This window comes from Pseudomonas sp. LB3P93 (assembly GCF_054898025.1).
The window spans coordinates 1,807,486-1,830,859 of record NZ_CM142713.1 but is presented as its reverse complement, the minus strand read 5'-3'; the positions used below and the strand labels follow the sequence as shown (position 1 = coordinate 1,830,859).

The following is a 23,374-nucleotide window of genomic DNA, read 5'->3' as shown; positions in this document are numbered from 1 at the left end:
TCCTTATCATTTTCTCAGTACACGATGAATTCAGTTTGTATATTAGAAATCGGCTCAAAACAGGAAGCAGACAAGCCCACTGAAATACCGAGCACACCACAATACAAACTATTTATCTAACAAGCCGACGCTTAACATTTAGCCTTTATAGAAAAGCACAATTCGCCAAGCCATCCAAGACAAACAAACCAATCCAATGGACAATTAAGTTACCAACCAGCAGTAACTATCGCAAGTCGGTGCGATCCGATAGAGTTGTAGGCAACAGACTAAGGCGTTGTAGGTCCGAGGATGGGCAATCGATAGAAATTTCGGTTACCTCCACCCTCTGCGCAGATGTAAAAAAAGACGCCGCGTCTAGTTCGATTGCAGCCTTGCCACAAGGCTACTCAAATACTACGGCACCCACGCCCCTACCCTCACGGCCAAAGGTGACGAAGAACTGGCCGAAGCCATTCTGAAAATTGCCCGCGATTATGAAGTGCCGATCTATGAAAACGCCGAGCTGGTGAAGCTGCTGGCGCGGATGGAACTGGGCGAGAGTATTCCGGAGGAGTTGTACCGCACGATTGCCGAGATTATTGCGTTTGCGTGGAATCTGAAGGGCAAGTTTCCGGCGGGGCATGATCCGGATGCGGTGATGGTGGAGAAGGATGTTACCGATCGCGGGGATGATTACTGAGGCTTCGAGGTCGCCATCGCGAGCAAGCCCGCTCCCACAGGGTTTAGCGGCGTTTGATCGTTCCCACGCTCCGCGTGGGAATGCAGCCCGTGACGCTCCGCGTCACATTCAACAGCGGAACGCGGAGCGTCCCAAGAGGCATTCCCACGCAGAGCGTGGGAATGATCTCAGTTCCGGTGAAGCTTGCGCATCAACTCCGCTTCAGCCTGGGTCAACCCGCAAGACTGGGTCAGCTCATCAACGGTAGCCCCCATCCCGACCAGGCGAGCCGCTTGGGCAAACGACAGGCTCGACGGATCGCGCTGTTCCAGCTGAGCCAGTTTGTCCGGCAAGGGGCCGACGACAGCGCGCAGTTCGTGCAGGTCTTCACCCATGCGCACATTGCCGCTCTGATAGTCGTCGACGCGCTTGGCCAAGTCCTTGATGCGCTGATCGCGCAGCGCATCACCCTGGGCCTGTTGCGCGGCAATTTGCCGTTGAGCGCGAATGTACGCCAGGAACATTGCCAGCGTGCCTGCCCAGAAGAGGAACAGGACAATGACCGCTACCTCAAGAATCAATCAGATGTTCTCCAGGTCCGACCATTCTTCTTCGCTCATCATCTTGTCCAGTTCGACCAGGATCAGCAGTTCGTTGTTCTTGTTGCACACGCCTTGAATGAACTTGGCGGATTCTTCGTTACCGACGTTTGGCGCGGTTTCGATTTCCGACTGACGCAAGTAAACCACTTCGGCCACGCTGTCGACCATGATCCCGACCACTTGCTTGTCGGCTTCGATGATGACGATACGGGTGTTGTCGCTGATCTCGGCATTCATCAGGCCGAAGCGCTGACGGGTGTCGATCACGGTGACCACGTTACCGCGCAGGTTGATGATGCCCAGCACGTAGCTCGGGGCACCCGGGACCGGAGCGATTTCGGTGTAACGCAGGACTTCCTGAACGCGCATCACGTTGATGCCGTAGGTTTCATTGTCCAGTTTGAAGGTTACCCATTGCAGGATCGGATCTTCAGAACCTTTTGCATTCGTCGCTTGATTACTCATACCCTGACCCCTCGAAAAACCGCTTCTGGCGGTGTGTGCTCTGTTGGCGGCATTCAACAATGCCGTCGCATACTTGTTATGTCGGCAGCTATGTCGGTTTGTGTAGCGGCTTGCTGCCGCTCATGTGCTTTGCACCACCGCTGGCGATCAACTCGGCCAGGGCGGAAACGTCCAGCAATGCACACATGTGCTCAATCACCGTGCCGGCGAGCCATGGCCGCTGACCTCGATGACTTCTCCATTTGATTTCGTTCGGGTCCAGGCGCAACGAGCGGCTGACCTGATGCACCGCCAGCCCCCACTCGTAGCCCTGAACCGAAATGACGTATTGCAGGCCCTGACGGAAATCGTCGCGGTAGCGGTCGGGCATGACCCAGCGCGCGGTGTCCAGGACTTTCAGGTTGCCGGCCTGACTCGGCAAGATCCCGAGGAACCATTCCGGCTGACCGAACAGCGGCGTCAGCTCGTGACCGGCCAAGGAGTAAATCGAGCCCAGGCACACCAGCGGCACCGCCAGGGTCAACCCGGCGACATCGAACAGCAGGCATTCGAACGGCTCGGCGGCCCACGCCGGGCGACCGTCGGTTTCCACCGGCGGCGGTGTGTTGCTCGGTGGCAGATGGACTTCGACCAGCGGCGGCACGAGGGTTTGCAGCAGCGGTGCGAGGGTCGAGACCGGCGCCAGAATCGGAGCCGGCGCTTCTTCGATCACCACTGGTGCTTTTGCGACCGGAGCAACCACTGGCGCCACGACTGGCGCGGCAGCGACAACAGGCTTCTGCGCATCACGCGCCTGCTCTTCAAGCACAGCAGCCTGGAATTCATCCAGCGCCGCTTCGACCTCAATCGTTTCAACGACCTCAATGACTGCAGCCACCGCTTCGACTTCCAGCGGCGACTCTTCAGTCGCCTCCATCAGCAAGCTGTCCAGATAAGACTGGAGTGCCAGTTGCGGACGCGAGGTGATTTTCACCGGCCGAATCATCTCAGGCCACCTGCGGGACAAGTTGTGCCGCCAGCAAATGCTTGAGCAAGGCGCGGTAAGCGAGAACCCCACGGCTCTTGCCATCGAATTGCGAAGGCGTCAGCCCTGCCCGGCTCGCATCCCGCAGGCGCGTGTCGATCGGGATGTAGCCTTGCCAGATTTCTTCCGGGTATTTGTCGCGCAGCACGCGAAGGGTTCCGAGGGAAGCCTGGGTGCGGCGGTCAAACAGGGTCGGAATGATGGTGAACGGCAACGCCACTTTGCGTGAGCGGTTGATCATCGCCAAGGTGTTGACCATGCGCTCCAGGCCTTTGACGGCCAGGTGCTCGGTCTGCACCGGAATCACCAACTGCTGGCTCGCCGCCAAGGCATTGACCATCAACACGCCGAGCAACGGCGGGCTGTCGATCACCGCGTAATCGAAGTCCTGCCACAGTTGCGCCAGGCTCTTGGCGATCACCAGGCCCAGGCCACTCTGGCCCGGCGACTGACGTTCAAGCGTGGCCAGAGCGGTGCTCGACGGCAACAGCGAAATGCGTTCATCACTGGTCGGCAGCAGCAACTGCCCGGGCAAGCCTTGCGGCACAGCGCCCTTGTGCAGAAACAGGTCGTAGCTGCTGTGTTCCAGGCTGTCGGGGTCGTAGCCGAAGTAGCTGGTCATGGAGCCGTGCGGATCGAGATCGACCACGACCACGCGCTTGCCCGCCTCGGCCAGTAAACCGGCTAAAGCGATAGAGGAAGTGGTTTTACCAACACCACCCTTTTGATTGGCAACGGCCCAGACTCTCATTCGGATTGTTCCACCCAGGTCGGGTCGACCGGGAAATAGCTCAACGTGTTAATGCAGGTGACGGAGAATTGACGGCGCTCTCTCGTCCCGGCGACTTGACCGGGGTCGGTGCAGTTTGTGTGCCAGCACGCTTCAACGCGGCATCCGGTTGCGCATGGGCGGTTCCGGTGCCGGTGAGGCTGCGGCGTACATCGAGATTGCGTGACACGACCAGCACCACACGACGGTTACGTGCGCGGCCCTCGGCAGTGGCGTTATTGGCCACCGGCTGGAATTCACCGTAACCCACCGACGCCAGACGGCCGGGGTTTACACCCTGCATCGCCAGCATGCGCACGATGCTCGACGAACGGGCCGAGGACAGCTCCCAGTTGGTCGGGTATTGCGCGGTGCGGATCGGTTGATCGTCGGTAAAGCCTTCGACGTGAATCGGGTTGTCGAACGGTTTCAGAATGCCGGCAACCTTGTCGATGATGCTGAACGCCATGTCGCTGGGCATGGCGTCGCCGCTGCCGAACAACAGGCTGGAATTGAGTTCGATCTCGACCCACAACTCGTTGCCACGCACGGTCATCTGGTTGGACTTGATCAAGTCGCCGAACGCCGCGCTGATGTCATCGGCGATACTTTTCAGCGGATCGCTGGCGCCCGCCACACCGGCATCGACCTGCTCGCTGTCCCTGACCAACGGCTTGGCCGGGGTCACGGTCTGCGGCCGTTCTTCACCGATCGGAATCGGCTTGAGCGAGCGATCGGCATCCGTAAAGACACCGATCAACGCTTGCGAGATGACCTTGTATTTGCCCTCGTTGATCGAAGAAATCGAGTACATGACCACGAAGAATGCGAACAGCAACGTGATGAAGTCGGCATAGGAAACGAGCCAGCGTTCGTGATTGACGTGTTCTTCAGGTTGCCTGCGACGTGCCATGGTCCATGTCCCCCATCAATCCATGAAGCCCTGAAGCTTCAACTCAATAGAGCGAGGGTTTTCACCTTCGGCGATCGACAGGATCCCTTCCAGCAACATTTCGCGATACCGCGACTGGCGCAAGGCCACGGACTTGAGCTTGGCGGCGATTGGCAGCAACACCAGGTTGGCACTGGCCACGCCATAGATGGTCGCGACGAAGGCGACGGCGATGCCGCTGCCCAGTTGCGTCGGATCGGCCAGGTTGCCCATGACATGGATCAGGCCCATCACCGCACCGATGATGCCGATGGTCGGCGCGTAGCCGCCCATGCTTTCAAAGACTTTGGCCGCTTCGATGTCGCGGGATTCCTGGGTGTAGAAATCCACTTCAAGGATGCTGCGAATCGCTTCCGGCTCGGCGCCGTCCACGAGCAGTTGCAGGCCTTTGCGCGAGTAGCTGTCAGGTTCGGCGTCGGCCACCCCTTCCAGACCGAGCAAACCTTCCTTGCGGGCGGTCAGGCTCCAGTTGACGACGCGGTCAATGCCGCCGGCCAGGTCGATGCGAGGCGGGAACAGAATCCAGCCAATGATTTGCATGGCGCGCTTGAAGGCGCTCATCGGCGATTGCAGCAACGCCGCGCCGATGGTCCCACCGAGTACGATCAGCGCCGCCGGGCCGTTGGCCAAAGCGCCGAGGTGACCGCCTTCAAGGTAGTTGCCGCCAATGATGGCGACAAACGCCATGATGATCCCGATCAGGCTTAAAACATCCATCAGATACACGCCTCGACCAAGTGCCTGCCAATATCGTCCAGACCGTAGATCGCGTCGGCGAGGTCGGCTTTGACGATGGCCATCGGCATGCCGTAGATCACGCAGCTCGCTTCATCCTGAGCCCAGATCGCACTGCCGCCCTGCTTGAGCAGGCGCGCGCCTTCACGACCGTCGGCGCCCATGCCGGTCAATACAACCGCCAGAACTTTGTCGCCGTAGGACTTGGCGGCCGAACCGAAGGTGATGTCCACGCACGGTTTGTAATTCAGACGCTCGTCGCCCGGGAGGATTTTCACCGCGCCACGGCCGTCGATCATCATTTGCTTGCCACCCGGCGCCAGCAGCGCCAGGCCCGGACGCAGGATGTCGCCATCCTCGGCTTCCTTGACGCTGATGCGGCAGAGCTTGTCCAGACGTTCGGCGAAGGCCTTGGTGAAGGCGGCCGGCATGTGTTGGATCAACACGATCGGGGCCGGGAAGTTGGCCGGCAACTGGGTCAACACCCGTTGCAGGGCAACCGGACCGCCCGTGGACGTGCCGATGGCCACCAGTTTGTAGGCTTTGCGTTTCGGCGCGGGCGACGACGGGCCGGACGATGCCGGGGCGTGGCTACGCGCCGGAGCCGGTACCGGACGCGCAGGTGCGCTGCTGCCGTAACTGCTGACGATCGATGGCGCAGGCGTCGGGGCTGGCGCGGCGACCGGGGCCGGTGCGCTGTAGGTATTGGCACGACGATTACTGCGCGAAATGCTGAGAATCTTCTCGCACAGCAGTTGCTTGACCTTCTCCGGATTACGGGAGATGTCTTCGAAATTCTTCGGCAGGAAATCCACCGCGCCGGCGTCCAGAGCATCGAGGGTTACCCGGGCACCTTCATGGGTCAGCGAGGAGAACATCAATACCGGGGTCGGGCAGCGCTGCATGATGTGCCGCACGGCCGTGATGCCATCCATCATCGGCATCTCGTAGTCCATGGTGATCACGTCTGGCTTGAGGGCCAGCGCCTGATCGATCGCCTCTTTTCCGTTGGTCGCCGTACCGACGACCTGGATATTCGGATCCGCTGAAAGAATTTCCGAGACGCGGCGGCGGAAAAACCCCGAATCGTCCACCACCAGGACTTTGACTGCCATAAACACTCCGTTAGACGGAGCGAGGCTCTGTCGCCCCGCTCCACCAGAATCAAATACGCCGTGCGGCGTAACGCTTGAGCATGCTCGGAACATCGAGAATCAGCGCAATGCGACCGTCACCGGTGATGGTGGCGCCCGACATGCCCGGGGTTCCCTGGAGCATTTTGCCCAATGGCTTGATGACCACTTCTTCCTGGCCCACCAGTTGATCGACGACGAAGCCGATCCGCTGAGTACCCACCGAAAGGATCACCACATGGCCTTCGCGCTGCTCTTCGTGAGCGGCGGAGCTGACCAGCCAGCGCTTGAGGTAGAACAATGGCAGTGCCTTGTCCCGCACGATCACCACTTCCTGGCCGTCCACAACGTTGGTGCGCGACAGGTCGAGGTGGAAGATCTCGTTGACGTTCACCAGCGGGAACGCGAACGCCTGGTTGCCGAGCATGACCATTAGCGTCGGCATGATCGCCAGGGTCAACGGGACCTTGATGACGATCTTCGAGCCTTTGCCCTTGGTCGAGTAGATATTGATGGTGCCGTTGAGCTGGGCGATCTTGGTTTTCACCACGTCCATGCCCACGCCACGACCCGACACGTCGGAGATCTCGGTCTTGGTCGAGAACCCCGGGGCGAAGATCAGGTTGAAACAGTCGGACTCGCTGAGGCGGTCCGCCGCATCTTTGTCCATCAAGCCTTTCTTCACGGCGATGCCGCGCAGAACATCAGCGTCCATGCCCTTGCCGTCATCGGAGATGGACAACAGGATGTGGTCGCCTTCCTGTTCAGCGGACAAAATCACTTTGCCGCTGCGTGGCTTGCCCATCGCCTCGCGCTCGGCCGGCTCTTCGATACCGTGGTCGACCGAGTTGCGCACCAAGTGGACCAACGGGTCGGCCAAGGCCTCGACGAGGTTCTTGTCGAGGTCGGTTTCTTCGCCGACCAGCTCCAGGTTGATCTCTTTCTTGAGCTGGCGAGCCAGGTCGCGAACCAGACGCGGGAAGCGCCCGAAGACTTTCTTGATCGGTTGCATCCGGGTCTTCATGACCGCGGTTTGCAGGTCGGCCGTGACCACGTCGAGGTTCGACACGGCCTTGGACATGGCTTCGTCGCCGCTGTTGAGGCCCAGACGGACCAAGCGGTTACGCACCAGAACCAGTTCGCCGACCATGTTCATGATTTCGTCGAGACGCGCGGTATCAACCCGCACGGTGGTCTCGGCTTCGCTGGCCGGTTTTTCCGGTGGCGGAGCGGACGGTGCGCGGGCCGGAGCCGGCGCAGCGGCAGCAGCTGGTTTCGGCGCTTCGGCTTTCGGCTCGGGGGCTTTGGCAACCGGTTTCGGCGCAGCAGCCTTGGCGGCTGGAGCAGCCACCGCAGTGCCTGTGCCGACTTCGGTGAACTTGCCTTTGCCGTGCAGTTCGTCGAGCAGCGATTCGAACTCGTGATCGGAGATCAGATCACCGCCAGCCGCTTTGGCGGTTGGCGCAGCCGAAGCGGGTACGGAGGCAATGGCCGATTCCAGCGCATCCACCGCAAAGTTGCCTTTGCCGTGCAGCTGGTCGAGCAATGCTTCGAATTCGTCGTCGGTGATGTCGGAGCTGTCGCCTGCCGCTTTCGGGGCAGCCGGTGCAGCGGGTGCCGCCACCGCGTCGACGGCGAACTGGCCTTTGCCGTGCAGTTGATCGAGCAACGACTCGAACTCGGCATCGGTGATTTCGTCGCTGGTTGCGGAATCAGCGGCAGCCACAGGAGCAACTGCCGGCGCTTCGGCTTGAGCCTTGACGGCGTTCAGCGAGTCCAGCAGTTGTTCGAATTCGTTATCGGTGATGTCACCCGATTCTTCAGCGGCCTGTGCTTCGACCACTTCGGCAACCGGTGCCGATTCATCAGCCGTTTGCGGCTCGGCCAGACGGGCCAGTGCCGCGAGCAATTCAGGCGTTGCAGCCGTAATCGGGCCGCGTTCGCGCACTTCGGTGAACATGCTGTTCACCGCGTCCAGCGCTTCGAGAACTACGTCCATAAGTTCCGAGTCGACGCGACGTTCACCCTTGCGCAGGATGTCGAACACGTTCTCGGCGATGTGACAGCACTCCACCAGCTCATTGAGCTGGAGGAAGCCGGCGCCCCCTTTTACAGTGTGAAAACCGCGAAAAATTGCATTGAGCAAATCCGCATCATCCGGTCGGCTTTCAAGCTCGACCAGCTGTTCGGACAGTTGCTCTAGAATCTCGCCGGCCTCAACCAGGAAATCCTGAAGGATCTCTTCATCGGCGCCGAAGCTCATTAAGGGGGTGCTCCTGAGGTCTAAAAACCTAAAAAACCTAAAATGCTAAAACTCTAAAATCCTAGGCTGGATAACAAATCGTCCACATCGTCCTGACCGGACACAACGTCTTCTCTTTTATCGGCATGAATCTGCGGACCTTCACCCTGAGAGAGATGTTTTTGCGGATCTTTTTCAGCGAGCATCGCATCACGGTCATGTTCGATACCCGCAAAGCGGTCTACCTGACTGGCCATGAGCACGAGCTTGAGCAGGTTGCTTTCAACTTCGGTGACCAATTGGGTCACGCGCTTGATCACCTGACCGGTGAGGTCCTGGTAATCCTGGGCCAGCAGAATGTCGTTGAGGTTGCTCGACACCGTGCGATTGTCTTCGCTGCTGCGTGTCAGGAAACCGTCGACGCGCCGAGCCAGTTCGCGGAACTCTTCAGCCCCGACTTCGCGACGCATGAACCGCCCCCAATCCGTGCTCAACGCCTGGGCTTCTTCGCTCAGGCTGTTGACCAGCGGTGTGGAATTCTCCACCAGGTCCATGGTGCGGTTGGCAGCGGCCTCGGTCAGCTTGACCACATACCCCAGGCGCTCGGTGGCGTCCGTGATCTGGGACACTTCCTCGGCTTGCGGCATGTTCGGGTCAATCTGGAAATTGACGATCGCGCTATGCAGCTCGCGAGTGAGCTTGCCCACTTCCTGATACAGGCCGCGGTCACGGGTCTGATTGAGCTCATGGATCAGTTGCACAGCGTCGCCGAACCTGCCTTTTTCAAGGCTTTCGACCAGTTCGACCGCGTGTTTTTTCAGGGTCGATTCAAAATCGCCCAGTGAAGATTCTTTATGCTCCATAGCTCCCCCGTGGCGCAGTGGATCAACCGATGCGTTCGAAAATCTTCTCGATTTTTTCTTTCAACGCCTGGGCCGTGAAGGGTTTGACCACATAGCCGTTTACACCGGCCTGGGCCGCTTCGATGATCTGCTCGCGCTTGGCTTCAGCAGTCACCATCAGCACTGGCAAGTGCTTGAGCTTTTCATCGGCGCGCACGTGACGCAGCAGATCGATACCGGTCATGCCAGGCATGTTCCAGTCCGTTACCAGAAAGTCGATGCTCCCGCTGTTGAGAACCGGAATGGCAGTAGTGCCATCGTCGGCCTCGACCGTGTTGGTGAACCCAAGGTCACGCAACAGGTTTTTTATGATCCGCCGCATCGTTGAGAAGTCATCAACGATGAGGATTTTCATGTTCTTGTCCAATTCGACCTCCAAGCAGTCTTAAACGCGCCCAGCACCTGGACGCGCCATTTCAATCAATCCGGCAATGCACTCGATGACTGTCTGGAGCACAACAGATCGCGACCGGTGCAGTTCAACACCACACCGGCCTCGTTCGCAGTGTCCCCACACTGCCTTCAGCGCGCTCGCCACTCCCCCAAACGCCCCCGCAAACGGGCCGCGCACTGGCTGTGTAACTGGCTGACCCGAGATTCGCTGACCCCCAGGACCTCACCGATTTCCTTGAGGTTCAGCTCTTCGTCGTAGTACAGCGCCAACACCAGTCGCTCACGCTCCGGCAAATTGGCAATCGCGTCCGCCAGCGCTGCCTGGAAGCGTTCATCTTCCAGATCGCGTGACGGCTCAAGATGAGCACTCGCGCCATCCTCGTGCAGCCCTTCGTGTTCGCCGTCCTGCAACAGATCGTCGAAACTGAATAACCGGCTGCCCAGGGTGTCGTTCAAAATCCCGTAATAATCGTCGAGACTCAATTGGAGTTCGGCCGCAACCTCATGATCTTTAGCGTCACGACCGGTTTTAGCTTCAATCGAGCGAATTGCGTCGCTGACCATGCGGGTATTGCGGTGAACCGAACGTGGCGCCCAGTCCCCCTTGCGTACTTCATCGAGCATCGCGCCGCGGATTCGAATGCCCGCGTACGTCTCGAAACTCGCGCCTTTGCTGGCGTCGTATTTGGTCGATACTTCTAGCAGGCCGATCATCCCGGCCTGGATCAGGTCTTCAACCTGGACACTGGCCGGCAGACGCGCCAGCAAGTGGTAAGCAATGCGTTTGACCAGTGGCGCGTAACGCTCGATCAGCTCGTACTGCGCGTCACGTGCCGACTTCTTGTAGAGGTTGTAGCCACTGGCTGTCATAGGACGGGTCCTGCGGTCTGTTGCACGAGGCGCTCGACGAAAAACTCCAGGTGCCCACGCGGGTTGGCAGGCAGCGGCCAGGTGTCGACCTTCTGCGCGATCGCCTTGAACGCCAGGGCGCACTTGGAACGCGGGAACGCTTCATAGACTGCACGTTGCTTCTGCACGGCCTTGCGCACGCTTTCGTCGTAAGGCACCGCACCGACGTATTGTAAGGCGACGTCGAGGAAGCGGTCCGTGACCTTGGTCAACTTGGCGAACAGGTTGCGACCTTCCTGCGGGCTCTGGGCCATGTTGGCCAGGACGCGGAAGCGGTTCATGCCGTAATCGCGGTTCAGCAGTTTGATCAGCGCGTAGGCATCCGTGATCGAGGTCGGCTCGTCGCACACCACCAGCAAGACTTCTTGCGCTGCGCGAACGAAACTGACTACCGAGTCACCAATACCCGCAGCGGTGTCGATCACCAATACGTCGAGGTTGTCGCCGATATCGCTGAAGGCCTGGATCAGGCCGGCGTGTTGGGCCGGGCTCAGATGAACCATGCTCTGTGTGCCGGACGCGGCCGGGACGATGCGAATGCCGCCGGGGCCCTGCAACAGAACGTCGCGCAGCTCACAGCGGCCTTCGATCACGTCGGCCAGGGTACGTTTGGGTGTCAGCCCCAACAGGACGTCGACGTTCGCCAGCCCCAGATCGGCGTCCAGCAGCATGACGCGCCGGCCGAGCTCAGCTAGAGCCAGGGACAAGTTCACTGACACGTTAGTCTTCCCGACGCCACCTTTGCCGCCGGTCACCGCGATCACCTGTACGGGATGCATGCTGCCCATGTTATTTCTTTACCTTGTCTTGCATAGACGGAGGCCACATTACTGGCTGCGCGTTCATCAACTGAACAATGCATGGCAGACCATCGATGTAGGTACAAAAACTGTTCATTAGTACCTCAGCCAACCTGCTTGGTCGGGCTGTGGTAAATATCAGCGAACATGTCAGCCATGGCTTCTTCGCTGGGTTCTTCTTGCATTTGCACGCTTACGGCGCGACTGACCAACTGATGACGACGCGGCAGATGCAAATCATCCGGAATCCGCGGGCCATCGGTCAGGTAGGCCACCGGCAATTCATGACTGATCGCCAGGCTTAACACCTCGCCCAGACTTGCCGTTTCATCCAGTTTAGTCAGGATGCAGCCAGCGAGCCCGCAGCGCTTGTAACTGTGATAAGCGGCAGTTAGAACCTGTTTCTGGCTGGTGGTTGCCAACACCAGATAATTTTTTGACTTGATGCCACGTCCGGCCAGGCTTTCGAGCTGCATGCGCAGTGCCGGATCGCTGGCCTGAAGGCCCGCGGTATCGATCAGCACCACGCGTTTGCGCAGCAAGGGATCCAGCGCCTGCACCAGCGATTGCCCCGGATCCACGTGAGTTACCGACACGTTTAGGATCCGGCCCAGGGTCTTGAGTTGTTCCTGAGCACCGATACGGTAGCTGTCCATGCTCACTAGCGCGATATTTTGCGCGCCATATTTAAGCACGTAGCGGGCCGCAAGCTTGGCCAAGGTGGTGGTCTTGCCCATGCCGGCAGGGCCGACCATGGCAATTACCCCGCCCTCCTCCAGTGGCTCGACTTCCGGTGTGGCAATCATCCGCGCCAGGTGCGCCAGCAACATGCGCCAGGCCTGACGGGGTTCATCAATGTCAGTAATCATCGCCAGCAAGTCGCGGGACAACGGGCCGGACAGGCCGATGCGTTGCAGGCGACGCCAGAGGTTGGCCTGGGCCGGACGGCTGCCTTGCAGCTGATTCCAGGCCAGCGAGCCGAGTTGCACTTCCATCAGTTCGCGCAGGCTGTTGAGTTCGAAACGCATCGAGTCAAATGCACGCGGGTCCACGCCGCCAGCGGCTGGCGCCGGGGCTGGAGCGGAGCGACGAGGTTCGGCATACGTCGGCTCGATCAGCGGCTCGGCGGCGGTCAACGGCAGGCCGGCGAACAGCTGGCGATTGGTGGTCTTGTCGCCTTCGGTTTCGCCTTCGCCACGCAAGCTCAATTCGGCCTGGGCGGTGACGATCCGCGATTGGGTCTTGCGCAGCTCATCCTCGAGTTCCATGTTCGGAACACGCGGGGCCAGCGCCGACAGTTTGTAATCCAGCGCAGCCGTCAGCTCGACACCACCAGCGATCCGGCGGTTGCCAATAATGGCGGCATCAGCGCCCAGCTCATCACGAACCAGTTTCATGGCCTGACGCATATCGGCGGCGAAAAAACGCTTAACTTGCATAAACCACTACCTCAGCCGTTGGGCCCTACTGTCGCAACGATGGTCACTTGCTTGTTGTCAGGAATTTCCTGGTAAGCCAACACATGCAAACCCGGGACTGCCAGTCGGCCGAATCGCGAAAGCATCGCGCGAACCGGACCGGCCACCAACAGAATCACCGGTTGACCTTGCATTTCCTGACGCTGCGCCGCATCGATCAACGAGCGCTGCAGTTTCTCAGCCATGCTTGGCTCCAGCAGAACGCCCTCTTCCGAGCCTTGTCCTGCCTTCTGAAGACTATTGAGCAATATCTGTTCCAACCTTGGCTCCAGAGTGATAACTGGTAGCTCGGAGTCAGTCCCTACAATGCTTTGGACGATTGCGCGGGATACGCCGACGCGTACCGCGGCCACCAGAGCGGCAGTATCTTGACTCTTGGCAGCATTGTTGGCGATGGCTTCGGCGATGCTGCGAATGTCCCGCACTGGCACCTGTTCGGCCAACAAAGCCTGCAACACCTTGAGCAGTTGCGACAGCGACACCACACCCGGTACCAGCTCTTCAGCCAGTTTCGGTGAGCTTTTGGCCAGCAATTGCATGAGTTGCTGGACTTCTTCGTGACCGATCAGTTCGCTGGAGTGCTTGTACAGAATCTGGTTCAAGTGAGTGGCCACAACCGTACTGGCATCGACCACGGTGTAACCGAGCGATTGCGCCTGGGCCCGCTGGCTGATTTCGATCCAGACCGCCTCCAGGCCAAAAGCCGGATCTTTGGCGGTTATGCCATTGAGCGTACCGTAGACCTGCCCCGGGTTGATCGCCAGTTCGCGATCCGGGTAAATCTCGGCTTCAGCCAGGATCACGCCCATCAACGTGAGGCGATAGGCACTCGGCGCCAGGTCGAGGTTGTCACGGATATGCACAGTCGGCATCAGGAAGCCCAGGTCCTGGGACAGCTTCTTGCGCACGCCCTTGATCCGCGCCAGCAACTGACCACCCTGGTTGCGATCCACCAGCGGAATCAGGCGATAGCCGACTTCCAGGCCAATCATGTCGATCGGCGTCACGTCGTCCCAGCCCAGCTCCTTGGTTTCCATGGCGCGGGCCGGCGATGGCAGCAGCTCTTGCTGACGCTTGACCTCTTGCAGGGCCTGAACCTTGACCACGTTCTGTTTCTTCCAGAACAGGTACGCGCCACCAGCGGCCAGGGCCGCCATGGTCAGAAAGGAGAAGTGCGGCATGCCGGGCACCAGGCCCATCACTGCCATCAAACCCGCCGCCACGGCCAGCGCTTTCGGCGAGGCGAACATCTGGCGATTGATCTGCTTGCCCATGTCTTCCGAACCGGAAGCACGGGTCACCATGATCGCTGCCGCTGTCGATAACAGCAGTGATGGCAATTGCGCCACCAAACCGTCACCGATGGTCAGCAAGGCGTACACCCGGCCGGCGTCGCCGAAGGTCATGCCGTGCTGGAAGATACCGACCGCCATGCCGCCGATCAGGTTGATGAACAGAATCAGCAGACCGGCGATGGCGTCACCGCGCACGAATTTGCTGGCACCGTCCATGGAACCGTAGAACTCGGCTTCCTGGGCGACTTCCGTCCGGCGCAGTTTGGCCTGGTTCTGGTCGATCAGGCCGGCGTTCAAATCGGCGTCGATCGCCATTTGTTTGCCGGGCATCGCATCGAGGGTGAAGCGCGCGCTCACCTCGGAAATCCGCCCTGCACCCTTGGTCACTACGACGAAGTTGATGATCATCAAAATCGCGAACACCACGATACCGACCACGTAGTTACCGCCGATCACCACCTCACCGAAGGCCTGGATCACCTTACCGGCAGCGGCATGGCCGTCTTGACCGTGGAGCATCACCACCCGCGTGGAGGCCACGTTCAGCGCCAGTCGCAACAGCGTCGCCACCAGCAGAATGGTCGGGAACACCGCAAAATCCAGCGGCCGCAAGGCGTACACGCAGACCAGCAGCACGACGATGGACAGTGCAATGTTGAACGTGAAAAACACGTCCAGCAGAAACGGCGGCACCGGCAGCATCATCATGGCCAGCATGACCAGCAGCAACAACGGCACACCCAGGTTGCCCCGACTTAAGTCGGCAACGTTTGTGCGGGCAGTGTTGAGTAACTGAGAGCGATCCACCGGTTTTCCCCGTTCCTTTAAAGCAAACTTTTGACGCCCAAAGCAGGCGCAGGGCGGCTACTGCAAGAAGCCTTCCAACTTTTGCGGAGGCGGGAAATAGAGGGGCTTATGAAGCTTTTGGTAGCAGCTGCCGAGCCTGCGAGGCTGCGTTCGGCTGCGCAGCAGTCGTCAAGCCTTTGCGAGGACGGCTGTCAAGCGCGACCCCGCGGGCTCGGCAGCCGCTATTCGTGCAATGGACCGGATAAATGGATCAACCTGCAGTCAAAATATGCTGTCTGTGAATATCGCCAAACTCAAGCTTGCGCCCAATCATGTAACGCGTGCCTTTGTGCATTTCCACCCCGTCTTGATTGACCAACGTTTCGTCGGCATATCCAAGTAACACCACAGTGGCAGGGGCCAGCACATTGGCACGACCCGAGAATTCACCTTTCATAAGATTTAGAGACCATTCAAAAGGAATGATCGGCAAATCTTTTACAACGATCGGACGTTTGTCTTCCCACCGGAAATCCATCCGGGCTGTGACTTGTAATTGATCATCAATGATTTCGAATTGCGGCTTGGCATATCGCCGCTCCAGCCCACCCGATGACCACTGACTCATGTAGTAACCCGGACTCGTAAAAACATTAAACAGATCTTCTTTGTCACGGATATTGCCGGCAGCATCGAAAAAATAATTGTAAGAATAGTGATAAGCGAAACTGGTCAGCTCAGGCCGGATAGCGTTGATCGGATTATTCAGATAACCCGAAATGTATAGATTGGCCATTTGAACAAAGTTCGTGAAATCCAGATTCAACTTGAAAGTTATGGTGTAACCGATCGCCCGCTCGGCCGGATTTTCTTCCAGCCTGCCCGAGACAAACTCCAACTCCATACCCTGCAGTTTTCGATATAGACGCTCTGTCATGATGGTTCCCTCTAGAACTGACGCAAACACCCATCCCTGGCGCTCCAATCAAATGATCAGAACCTCCACTGCAAGGACATTGATCGGGAGAATTCCCATGGGTATGACAGCGCGAGAGGGCGCTGACTGTCTACTGTCAGAACTAACAGGTACGCAGAGGTTTCGGACGAACGGAATCAGACTGCGGAATCAAGAATCTCGCCGCAAATCCGGCGGAATCGGCAAATCATCCTTGAGCGGATCCGGACGTTTGCCCTTGCCCGCGCGGTACTGACGGATCTGGTAGACGTAAGCCAGTACCTGAGCAACCGCCAGATACAACCCACCAGGAATTTCCTGCTCCAGCTCCGTGGAGTAATAGATCGAACGTGCCAGGGCCGGCGATTCGAGCAGCAGCACATTGTTGGCCACGGCGATTTCACGAATCTTCAAGGCCAGGAAATCACTGCCCTTGGCCAGCAACACCGGCGCACTGCCCTTGTCCGAGTCGTACTTGAGTGCGACGGCGTAATGCGTCGGGTTGGTAATGACCACGTCGGCCTCGGGGATGGCCGCCATCATCCGGCGCTGGGACATCTCGCGCTGCAACTGGCGAATGCGCTGTTTGACCTCCGGCTTCCCTTCCTGATCCTTGTGCTCGTCGCGCACTTCCTGCTTGGTCATCAGCAGTTTCTTGTGGCTTTCCCACAGCTGCACCGGCACGTCGACGGCGGCGATGATGATCAGCCCGCAGGCCATCCACAACGTGCTCCAGCCCACGACTTGCAGGCTGTGAATAATCGCCATGTCCAACGGCTCGTGCGCGATGCGCATCAAGTCGTCGATGTCGGAAGACAACACCGCCAGCGCCACGAACAGCACGATGAAAAACTTCGCCAGGGCCTTGAGCAGCTCGATCAGCGCCTTGGCCGAGAACATTCGCTTCAGCCCTGCGCCAGGGTTCATGCGACTGAATTTCGGCGCCATCGAGCCCGCCGCAAACAGCCAGCCACCGAGGGAAATCGGGCCGATCAACGCCGCCAGCACCAAGGTGATCATGACCGGTTGAACCGACAACAGGGCAACCAAACCGGAGTGCATAAGGAAGGTGCCCATGTTGCGCTGATCCAGAATCACTTCCCGCGACAGCGTGAAGTTCATCCGCATCAGCTCCATCAGGTCTTGCGCCAGGGCGCCACCGAAAATCAGCAGCGCGCCAGCGCCGGCGAGCATGATCGCCAGGGTGTTGAGCTCCTTGGAGCGCGCAACCTCCCCCTTTTCCCTGGAGTCCTTTTTGCGTTTCTCCGTGGGGTCTTCTGTTTTGTCCTGACCGCTTTCGCTCTCAGCCATGACTCAGCGCGCCCGTGCCAGTTCGCGTAACAACTGCAAGGCCTCGGAAGCCAGCGGTTGATACTGATTGATGATATCCGCCAGCCCGACCCAGACGATGAATAGCCCGAGCACGAGGGTCAGCGGAAAACCGATGGAAAAGATGTTCAACTGCGGCGCGGCCCGGGTCATCACGCCGAACGCGATGTTGACCACCAGCAGCGCCGTGATCGCCGGCAGCACCAGCAACAACGCAGCACCGAGGACCCAACCGAGCTTGCCGGCCAGTTCCCAGAAATGATTGACCATCAAGCCACTGCCCACCGGCATCGTGGTGAAGCTTTCGGTAAGGACTTCCAAGACCACCAGATGGCCGTTCATGGACAGGAACAACAGCGTCACCAGCATGGTGAAGAACTGCCCGATCACTGCAACCGAGACGCCGTTGGTGGGGTCGACCATCGACGCGAAGCCCATACCCATCTGAATGGAGACGATCTGCCCCGCCACCACGAACGCCTGGAAGAACAGCTGCAAGGAAAACCCCAGCACCGCGCCGATAAGGATCTGCTCGGCGATCAGCAAAAGCGCACTCAAATCCAGTGCATTGATCGGCGGCATTGGCGGCAGGCCCGGCGCAATCACCACCGTGATCGCCAGGGCAAAGTACAGGCGCACGCGCGTGGGCACCAGGGACGTGCCAAAGACCGGCATGACCATCAGCAAGGATCCGATGCGAAACAGCGGCAACATGAACGTCGCCACCCAGGTACTGATCTGGGTATCGGTCAGCTGCAGCAGCGACGGCATGGTTTAGCCGATGACCTGAGGAATACTGCCGTACAGCTGCAGGATGTATTCCATGAACGTCTGCACCAGCCACGGGCCGGCGACGATCAGCGTCACCAGCATGACCAGCAAGCGCGGCAGGAAGCTCAGGGTCTGTTCGTTGATCTGCGTGGCGGCCTGGAACATCGCCACCAGCAGGCCCACCAGCAGACTCGGAATCACCAGCACGGCGACCATCATGGTGGTCAGCCACAGCGCTTCGCGGAAGATGTCTACCGCCACTTCCGGCGTCATGGCGACACACCGCCGAAGCTGCTCGCCAGGGTGCCGATGATCAACGCCCAGCCATCCACCAGCACGAACAGCATGATCTTGAACGGCAGGGAAATGATCAGCGGCGAGAGCATCATCATACCCATGGCCATCAGCACACTGGCCACGACCAGGTCGATGATCAGGAACGGAATGAAGATCATGAAGCCGATCTGGAATGCGGTTTTCAGCTCCGATGTCACGAAGGCCGGCACCAGAATGGTCAGCGGCGCCTGATCCGGCGAGGCAATGTCGGTACGTTTGGACAGGCGCATAAACAGTTCAAGATCGCTGCTGCGCGTCTGCGCCAGCATGAAGTCCTTGATCGGCACCTGGGCCTTGGCCACGGCATCCTGAGCGGTGAGTTTCTCCGCCAGATACGGTTGCAAGGCGTCCTGATTCACCCGATCAAACACTGGCGCCATGATGAACAGCGTCAGGAACAGCGCCATGCCAGTGAGGATCTGGTTCGACGGCGTCTGCTGCAGGCCAAGAGCCTGACGCAGGATCGAGAAGACAATGATGATCCGGGTGAAACTGGTCATCAGCATGACGAACGCCGGAATGAAACTCAGCGCGGTCATGATCAGCAGGATTTGCAGGCTGACCGAGTATTCCTGGGCGCCATTGGCGTTGGTACCCAGGGTGATCGCCGGGATCGACAACGGATCGGCGGCGAACGCCAGCGGCGCGGCCAGCATCAGGGCCAGCGTCAAGACGATGCGTAACGCACCCATTACTTCTTATCCTTCTGATCCTTGCCGAGTATCTTCAACAGATGCTGGGCAAACTCCGGAGTCGCTTTCTCGGTGGTGGTTGGCGCTTCAATCGGCTCTTTAAGCACATGCAACGCGGTGATGGTGCCAGGGCTCAGGCCGAGCAGGATCTGCTCGTTGCCGACTTGCACCAGCATCAGCCGGTCACGCGGGCCCAGAGCGCGGGAACCGATCAGCTCGATCACCTGCCCTTTGCCAGCCGGCCCGGCCTGCTGGACCCGGCGCAACAACCAGGCGAGGAAGAAGATCAACCCCAGCACCAGCAGCAAGCCGAACACCAACTGCGTCAATTGCCCGGCCACACCGCTGCCGACCGCCGGCGCAGCAGCGACCGTTGCAGCCGTGGCCACAGGTTCGGCTGCCAGAACACTTAACGGCAACGCAAGCAGAAGCCCCAGAACCTTTTTCACTTAGCGCAGCTTCTTGATACGTTCGCTTGGGCTGATCACGTCGGTCAGGCGAATGCCGAACTTCTCGTTGACCACGACCACTTCGCCGTGGGCGATCAGGGTGCCGTTGACCAGCACGTCCAGCGGCTCACCGGCCAGGCGATCCAGCTCGATCACCGAACCCTGGTTGAGTTGCAGCAGGTTACGGATATTGATGTCGGTGCTGCCCACTTCCATGGAAATCGACACGGGAATGTCGAGGATCACATCGAGGTTCGGACCGTCCAGAGTGACCGGGTCGTGGTTCTTCGGCACGCTGCCGAACTCTTCCATCGGCAGACGGTTGGACGGCGAGCCGGCGGCGTCGGCAGCCAGCAAGGCGTCGATGTCGTCCTGGCCGGCGTCACCGGTTTCTTCCAGGGCGGCGGCCCATTCGTCAGCCAGTGCCTGGTCGTCCTGGGCGTTCATATCGTCGTTCATCATTTGTCCTCGGCGGGCAACTGCTCAATCAAGAGCAGCAAATTAAAAGGGGGGGTGGAGCGCCGGTCAGCGGCGCTCGATCGGCTCGATCACCTGCAACGCGAGGTTGCCTTTGTGCGAGCCCATCTTGACCTTGAAGGCCGGCACGCCGTTGGCGCGCATGATCATTTCTTCCGGCATCTCGACCGGGATCACATCCCCCGGCTGCATGTGCAGGATGTCGCGCAAGCGCAACTGGCGACGGGCAACCGTGGCACCGATCGGCACGTCGACGTCCAGCACGTCCTGGCGCAGGGCGTTGACCCAACGCTCGTCCTGATCGTCCAGATCCGACTGGAAGCCGGCGTCGAGCATTTCGCGCACCGGCTCGATCATCGAGTACGGCATGGTCACGTGCAGGTCGCCGCCACCGCCATCGAGTTCGATGTGGAAAGTCGAGACCACCACCGCCTCGCTCGGGCCGACGATGTTGGCCATGGCCGGGTTCACTTCCGAGTTGATGTACTCGAAGTTCACTTCCATGATCGCCTGCCAGGCTTCCTTCAAATCGACGAAGGCCTGCTCCAGCACCATGCGCACGACGCGCAGTTCGGTGGGGGTGAATTCACGCCCTTCGATCTTGGCGTGACGGCCGTCGCCGCCGAAGAAGTTGTCCACCAGCTTGAACACCAGTTTGGCGTCGAGGATGAACAGCGCGGTGCCGCGCAACGGCTTGATCTTGACCAGATTGAGACTGGTCGGTACGTACAGCGAGTGCACATATTCGCCGAACTTCATCACCTGCACACCACCGACGGCAACGTCCGCCGAACGGCGCAGCATGTTGAACATGCTGATGCGGGTGTAGCGGGCGAAACGCTCGTTGATCATTTCCAGCGTCGGCATGCGTCCGCGGACGATGCGATCCTGGCTGGTCAGGTCATAGCTTTTGACGCTGCCGGGCTCAGCAACGTTATCGGTCTGTACCAGACCATCGTCGACGCCATGCAACAGCGCATCGATCTCATCCTGGGACAGCAGGTCCTGCACGGCCATGTCGTGTTCCTACTGCAGTACGAAATTAGTAAAAAGCAGCTGTTCGATAACCACTTTGCCGAGTTCTTTCTGCGCCACTTCCTGGACGCCGGCCGTGGCCTTCTGACGCAACATCTCCTGGCCGACCGGGGTCGCCAGCGTGGCGAAATCCTGGCCGGAGAACAGCATGACCAGGTTATTGCGGATCACCGGCATGTGCACTTTGAGCGCTTCCAGATCCGCCTGATTGCGCCCTAGCATGGTGATGCTCACCTGCATGTAGCGCTGGCGCCCGTTCACGTTGTAGTTGGCCACGAAGGCCGGGGCCATAGGCTCGAAAATCGCTGGTTGCTTGCCGACCACCGCGGTTTCAGCGGCGGCAGGCTTGCTCTGGGCGCTGTGCATGAAGAACCAGGTCGCCCCCACGGACATGCCGATCGCCAGCAGCAGGGCCACCACGATCACAATGATCAGCTTGATCTTGCCTTTGGTTGCGGGGTCTTTTACTACTGCGTCGCTCTTCGCCATGCCAATAATCCGTCACTATTCGGGTTTTCACAGTCGCACGGCAAGGCAAGAGCAAGTGTTATGCCAGAAGTGTCGGGAGGGGGTTTAGTCGGGGAGCGACGGAGCACCACAAACCACTGTAGGAGCGAGCCTGCTCGCGATGAGGGCGTAACATTCAACATCTGCGTTGACTGTTACACCGCTATCGCGAGCAGGCTCGCTCCTACAGGGAAGATGTTGTGTTGGATCAGGCGTAGTAGTCGACGGCGCTGGAGCCGATCACACTGGTAGCGGTTGCCGCCACCTCAGCCACGCCTGGCTCGATCTCTTCATCCACGCCATCGAGGCGACCACCATTGGCGCTGGTGCGACCGCCCTGCCCCTGTTGAGCCTGATCCTGCCCCTGACCTTGCCAGCCACGAGACTGGTCGGACACGTTGACGTCAACCTGACCCATGCCCTGCTGCGTGAACATGTCACGCAGACGATGCATCTGGCTGTCCAGCGCTTCGCGAACGCTTGGGTGAGCGCTTATGAAGGTGACCTGGGTCTGCTGATCCGGAACCATGTTCACCCGGATATCGAGACGCCCCAGTTCAGCCGGTTGCAACTGGATGTCGGCTGCCTTGAGGTTGACGCTGGAGAGGTACATGACGCGATTGACCACTTCCTCGGTCCAGCCACTCTGATGCATGGCGATCGGCTGGTTCACCGGCAAGGCATTGGCGGTTTTCGGGGTGGCCGCCTGGGTCAGTGCCGCCAGACGGTTGGCGAAGTCATCGACACGGGTATCGCTGCTGGTGGAGGTCAAATCCTTGAGGCCGCTATCGATCAGACCGCTGAAAGCCTTTTCGCCGCCCTGGCTGGTGCTGTCCTTGTCGGCTTGCACATCGAGCATGCTCGCCATGCTGGCGGCAAAGTTTTGCGCCGTCGTCAGTTCACCGTCAGCCTGGGTTTGGGCTGGCGTGGCTTTTGGCTGGGCCTGGCTGCTGGCGGATACATGGCCGCTCTGCTCCATGGCCATGCGCACGGCGGGCAGCGCGTCGAGCGGATCAGCTTCGGGGTCGAAATCGCTATCGGTGACGGGCGCTGCCTGCGCGGTCGCGGCAACGACCGCGGCGGCGGCAACCGGCGCTTCAACCTGTGGCGCTGCACTCGTGGCAACCGGCGCAGCAGTTTGCGCGATCGGCACGGTCACCAGCGGTTGCACTGCCTGCATCAACGCAGGATCAAGGGCCGGGTCGAGGGCCGGATCGAGGCTCGGATCAACGGGCGCCGTATCGGTCAACAGCGTTTCGGTGGTCTCGGGCTGGTCGTCGCTGGCGACGGCGTCGTCGGTCGGCGCCGGTTTATCGGCGGGCAAGGAATTGCCGCTATCGGCAACCTCAGGTTCTGCGGCGGCAGGCTTATCACTGCTGACATCCGGTTTGCCGGAGCCTTGCGCAGCACTTTCGGTCGCAGGCTTGGTCGATTTATCAGCGACCACAGAAGGCTTGTTCTGGGCTTGATTGGCGTAAACATCAGCGAAGCTGGGCGCCTTGTCCCCTGGCTCAGCGGCCGGCGCCGGGGTATTGGCGGGGGCGACTTGAGTCTTGGCCGTCGGGGCGGCCTGAAGAAGCGAATTGGGGGTAACAGGCATAAAACGGTCTCCGCTGCACTGGGATCGTAGGTACAGTTGAGCGAGATGACTGCAAAGGTCGAGCCAGGTTAGCTCGA

General features: G+C 59.6%; 24 protein-coding genes and 1 pseudogene. 1 reads left to right on the top strand and 24 read right to left on the bottom strand.

Going from position 1 to position 23,374, the window contains the following annotated elements:
- Positions 1 to 388: 388 nt before the first annotated feature.
- Positions 389 to 682 (top strand): annotated as a pseudogene (locus ACYZT8_RS08100) (EscU/YscU/HrcU family type III secretion system export apparatus switch protein); the annotation flags it as partial.
- 167 nt (positions 683 to 849) lie between these two features.
- On the opposite strand, the gene ACYZT8_RS08095 reads toward ACYZT8_RS08100, so the two are convergent.
- The 24 genes from ACYZT8_RS08095 to ACYZT8_RS07980 form a co-directional block, all read right to left on the bottom strand.
- Positions 850 to 1,242, bottom strand: a complete 393-nt coding sequence (locus ACYZT8_RS08095; protein ID WP_109628604.1) for a DUF2802 domain-containing protein — start codon at positions 1,240 to 1,242, stop codon at positions 850 to 852.
- Positions 1,243 to 1,728, bottom strand: a complete 486-nt coding sequence (locus ACYZT8_RS08090; RefSeq protein WP_008155806.1) for a chemotaxis protein CheW — start codon at positions 1,726 to 1,728, stop codon at positions 1,243 to 1,245.
- A gap of 88 nt (positions 1,729 to 1,816) precedes the next feature.
- Complete coding sequence (locus ACYZT8_RS08085) at positions 1,817 to 2,713, bottom strand: CheW domain-containing protein (RefSeq protein WP_461980266.1); 897 nt, start codon at positions 2,711 to 2,713, stop codon at positions 1,817 to 1,819.
- Position 2,714: 1 nt separating this feature from the next.
- A complete protein-coding gene (locus ACYZT8_RS08080; protein ID WP_461980265.1) occupies positions 2,715 to 3,503 on the bottom strand; it encodes a ParA family protein in 789 nt (262 codons plus the stop codon).
- A 40-nt stretch (positions 3,504 to 3,543) separates the two neighbouring features.
- A complete protein-coding gene (gene motD / locus ACYZT8_RS08075) occupies positions 3,544 to 4,434 on the bottom strand; it encodes a flagellar motor protein MotD (protein ID WP_461980264.1) in 891 nt (296 codons plus the stop codon).
- 15 nt (positions 4,435 to 4,449) lie between these two features.
- A complete protein-coding gene (locus ACYZT8_RS08070; RefSeq protein ID WP_461980263.1) occupies positions 4,450 to 5,190 on the bottom strand; it encodes a flagellar motor protein in 741 nt (246 codons plus the stop codon).
- On the bottom strand, positions 5,190 to 6,323 hold the full coding sequence (locus tag ACYZT8_RS08065) for a protein-glutamate methylesterase/protein-glutamine glutaminase (protein WP_461980262.1): 1,134 nt from the start codon (positions 6,321 to 6,323) through the stop codon (positions 5,190 to 5,192). The genes ACYZT8_RS08070 and ACYZT8_RS08065 overlap by 1 nt, the downstream gene beginning before the upstream one ends.
- Before the next feature lie 49 nt (positions 6,324 to 6,372).
- Positions 6,373 to 8,604, bottom strand: coding sequence for a chemotaxis protein CheA (locus tag ACYZT8_RS08060; RefSeq protein WP_461980261.1), 2,232 nt, complete (start codon positions 8,602 to 8,604; stop codon positions 6,373 to 6,375).
- 53 nt (positions 8,605 to 8,657) lie between these two features.
- Entirely contained in the window at positions 8,658 to 9,446 is a 789-nt protein-coding gene (locus ACYZT8_RS08055) for a protein phosphatase CheZ (protein WP_461980260.1), read from the bottom strand.
- 22 nt (positions 9,447 to 9,468) lie between these two features.
- A complete protein-coding gene (locus ACYZT8_RS08050) occupies positions 9,469 to 9,840 on the bottom strand; it encodes a chemotaxis response regulator CheY (RefSeq protein ID WP_003183998.1) in 372 nt (123 codons plus the stop codon).
- A 167-nt stretch (positions 9,841 to 10,007) separates the two neighbouring features.
- Positions 10,008 to 10,748: an RNA polymerase sigma factor FliA gene (fliA, locus tag ACYZT8_RS08045; RefSeq protein ID WP_007894214.1), complete on the bottom strand. Its 741-nt coding sequence runs from the start codon at positions 10,746 to 10,748 to the stop codon at positions 10,008 to 10,010.
- Positions 10,745 to 11,575: a flagellar synthesis regulator FleN gene (gene fleN, locus ACYZT8_RS08040; protein ID WP_003222917.1), complete on the bottom strand. Its 831-nt coding sequence runs from the start codon at positions 11,573 to 11,575 to the stop codon at positions 10,745 to 10,747. Before fleN ends, fliA begins: the two co-directional genes overlap by 4 nt.
- A 116-nt stretch (positions 11,576 to 11,691) precedes the next feature.
- The gene (gene flhF, locus ACYZT8_RS08035; protein ID WP_010456940.1) at positions 11,692 to 13,026 is read right to left on the bottom strand and encodes a flagellar biosynthesis protein FlhF; all 1,335 of its coding nucleotides are present in this window, start codon (positions 13,024 to 13,026) and stop codon (positions 11,692 to 11,694) included.
- Between the two features lie 11 nt (positions 13,027 to 13,037).
- Positions 13,038 to 15,167 (bottom strand): flagellar biosynthesis protein FlhA, encoded by a 2,130-nt coding sequence (flhA, locus tag ACYZT8_RS08030; RefSeq protein WP_461980259.1) that lies wholly within the window; start codon positions 15,165 to 15,167, stop codon positions 13,038 to 13,040.
- Between the two features lie 250 nt (positions 15,168 to 15,417).
- Positions 15,418 to 16,083, bottom strand: a complete 666-nt coding sequence (locus ACYZT8_RS08025) for a hypothetical protein (protein WP_461980258.1) — start codon at positions 16,081 to 16,083, stop codon at positions 15,418 to 15,420.
- A gap of 189 nt (positions 16,084 to 16,272) precedes the next feature.
- A complete protein-coding gene (flhB, locus tag ACYZT8_RS08020) occupies positions 16,273 to 17,412 on the bottom strand; it encodes a flagellar biosynthesis protein FlhB (RefSeq protein ID WP_461980257.1) in 1,140 nt (379 codons plus the stop codon).
- A 3-nt stretch (positions 17,413 to 17,415) separates the two neighbouring features.
- Entirely contained in the window at positions 17,416 to 18,201 is a 786-nt protein-coding gene (gene fliR, locus ACYZT8_RS08015; protein ID WP_461980256.1) for a flagellar biosynthetic protein FliR, read from the bottom strand.
- Positions 18,202 to 18,204: 3 nt separating this feature from the next.
- A complete protein-coding gene (fliQ, locus tag ACYZT8_RS08010; protein WP_007948918.1) occupies positions 18,205 to 18,474 on the bottom strand; it encodes a flagellar biosynthesis protein FliQ in 270 nt (89 codons plus the stop codon).
- Entirely contained in the window at positions 18,471 to 19,229 is a 759-nt protein-coding gene (gene fliP / locus ACYZT8_RS08005; RefSeq protein ID WP_027922366.1) for a flagellar type III secretion system pore protein FliP, read from the bottom strand. Before fliP ends, fliQ begins: the two co-directional genes overlap by 4 nt.
- The gene (gene fliO / locus ACYZT8_RS08000; RefSeq protein ID WP_461980255.1) at positions 19,229 to 19,678 is read right to left on the bottom strand and encodes a flagellar biosynthetic protein FliO; all 450 of its coding nucleotides are present in this window, start codon (positions 19,676 to 19,678) and stop codon (positions 19,229 to 19,231) included. The genes fliP and fliO overlap by 1 nt, the downstream gene beginning before the upstream one ends.
- Entirely contained in the window at positions 19,679 to 20,137 is a 459-nt protein-coding gene (fliN, locus tag ACYZT8_RS07995) for a flagellar motor switch protein FliN (protein ID WP_403099462.1), read from the bottom strand.
- 66 nt (positions 20,138 to 20,203) lie between these two features.
- Positions 20,204 to 21,172, bottom strand: coding sequence for a flagellar motor switch protein FliM (fliM, locus tag ACYZT8_RS07990; RefSeq protein ID WP_438662292.1), 969 nt, complete (start codon positions 21,170 to 21,172; stop codon positions 20,204 to 20,206).
- Positions 21,173 to 21,181: 9 nt separating this feature from the next.
- Positions 21,182 to 21,679, bottom strand: coding sequence for a flagellar basal body-associated protein FliL (gene fliL / locus ACYZT8_RS07985; RefSeq protein WP_131061612.1), 498 nt, complete (start codon positions 21,677 to 21,679; stop codon positions 21,182 to 21,184).
- A 226-nt stretch (positions 21,680 to 21,905) separates the two neighbouring features.
- Positions 21,906 to 23,297, bottom strand: a complete 1,392-nt coding sequence (locus tag ACYZT8_RS07980) for a flagellar hook-length control protein FliK (protein ID WP_461980254.1) — start codon at positions 23,295 to 23,297, stop codon at positions 21,906 to 21,908.
- Positions 23,298 to 23,374 lie beyond the last annotated feature (77 nt).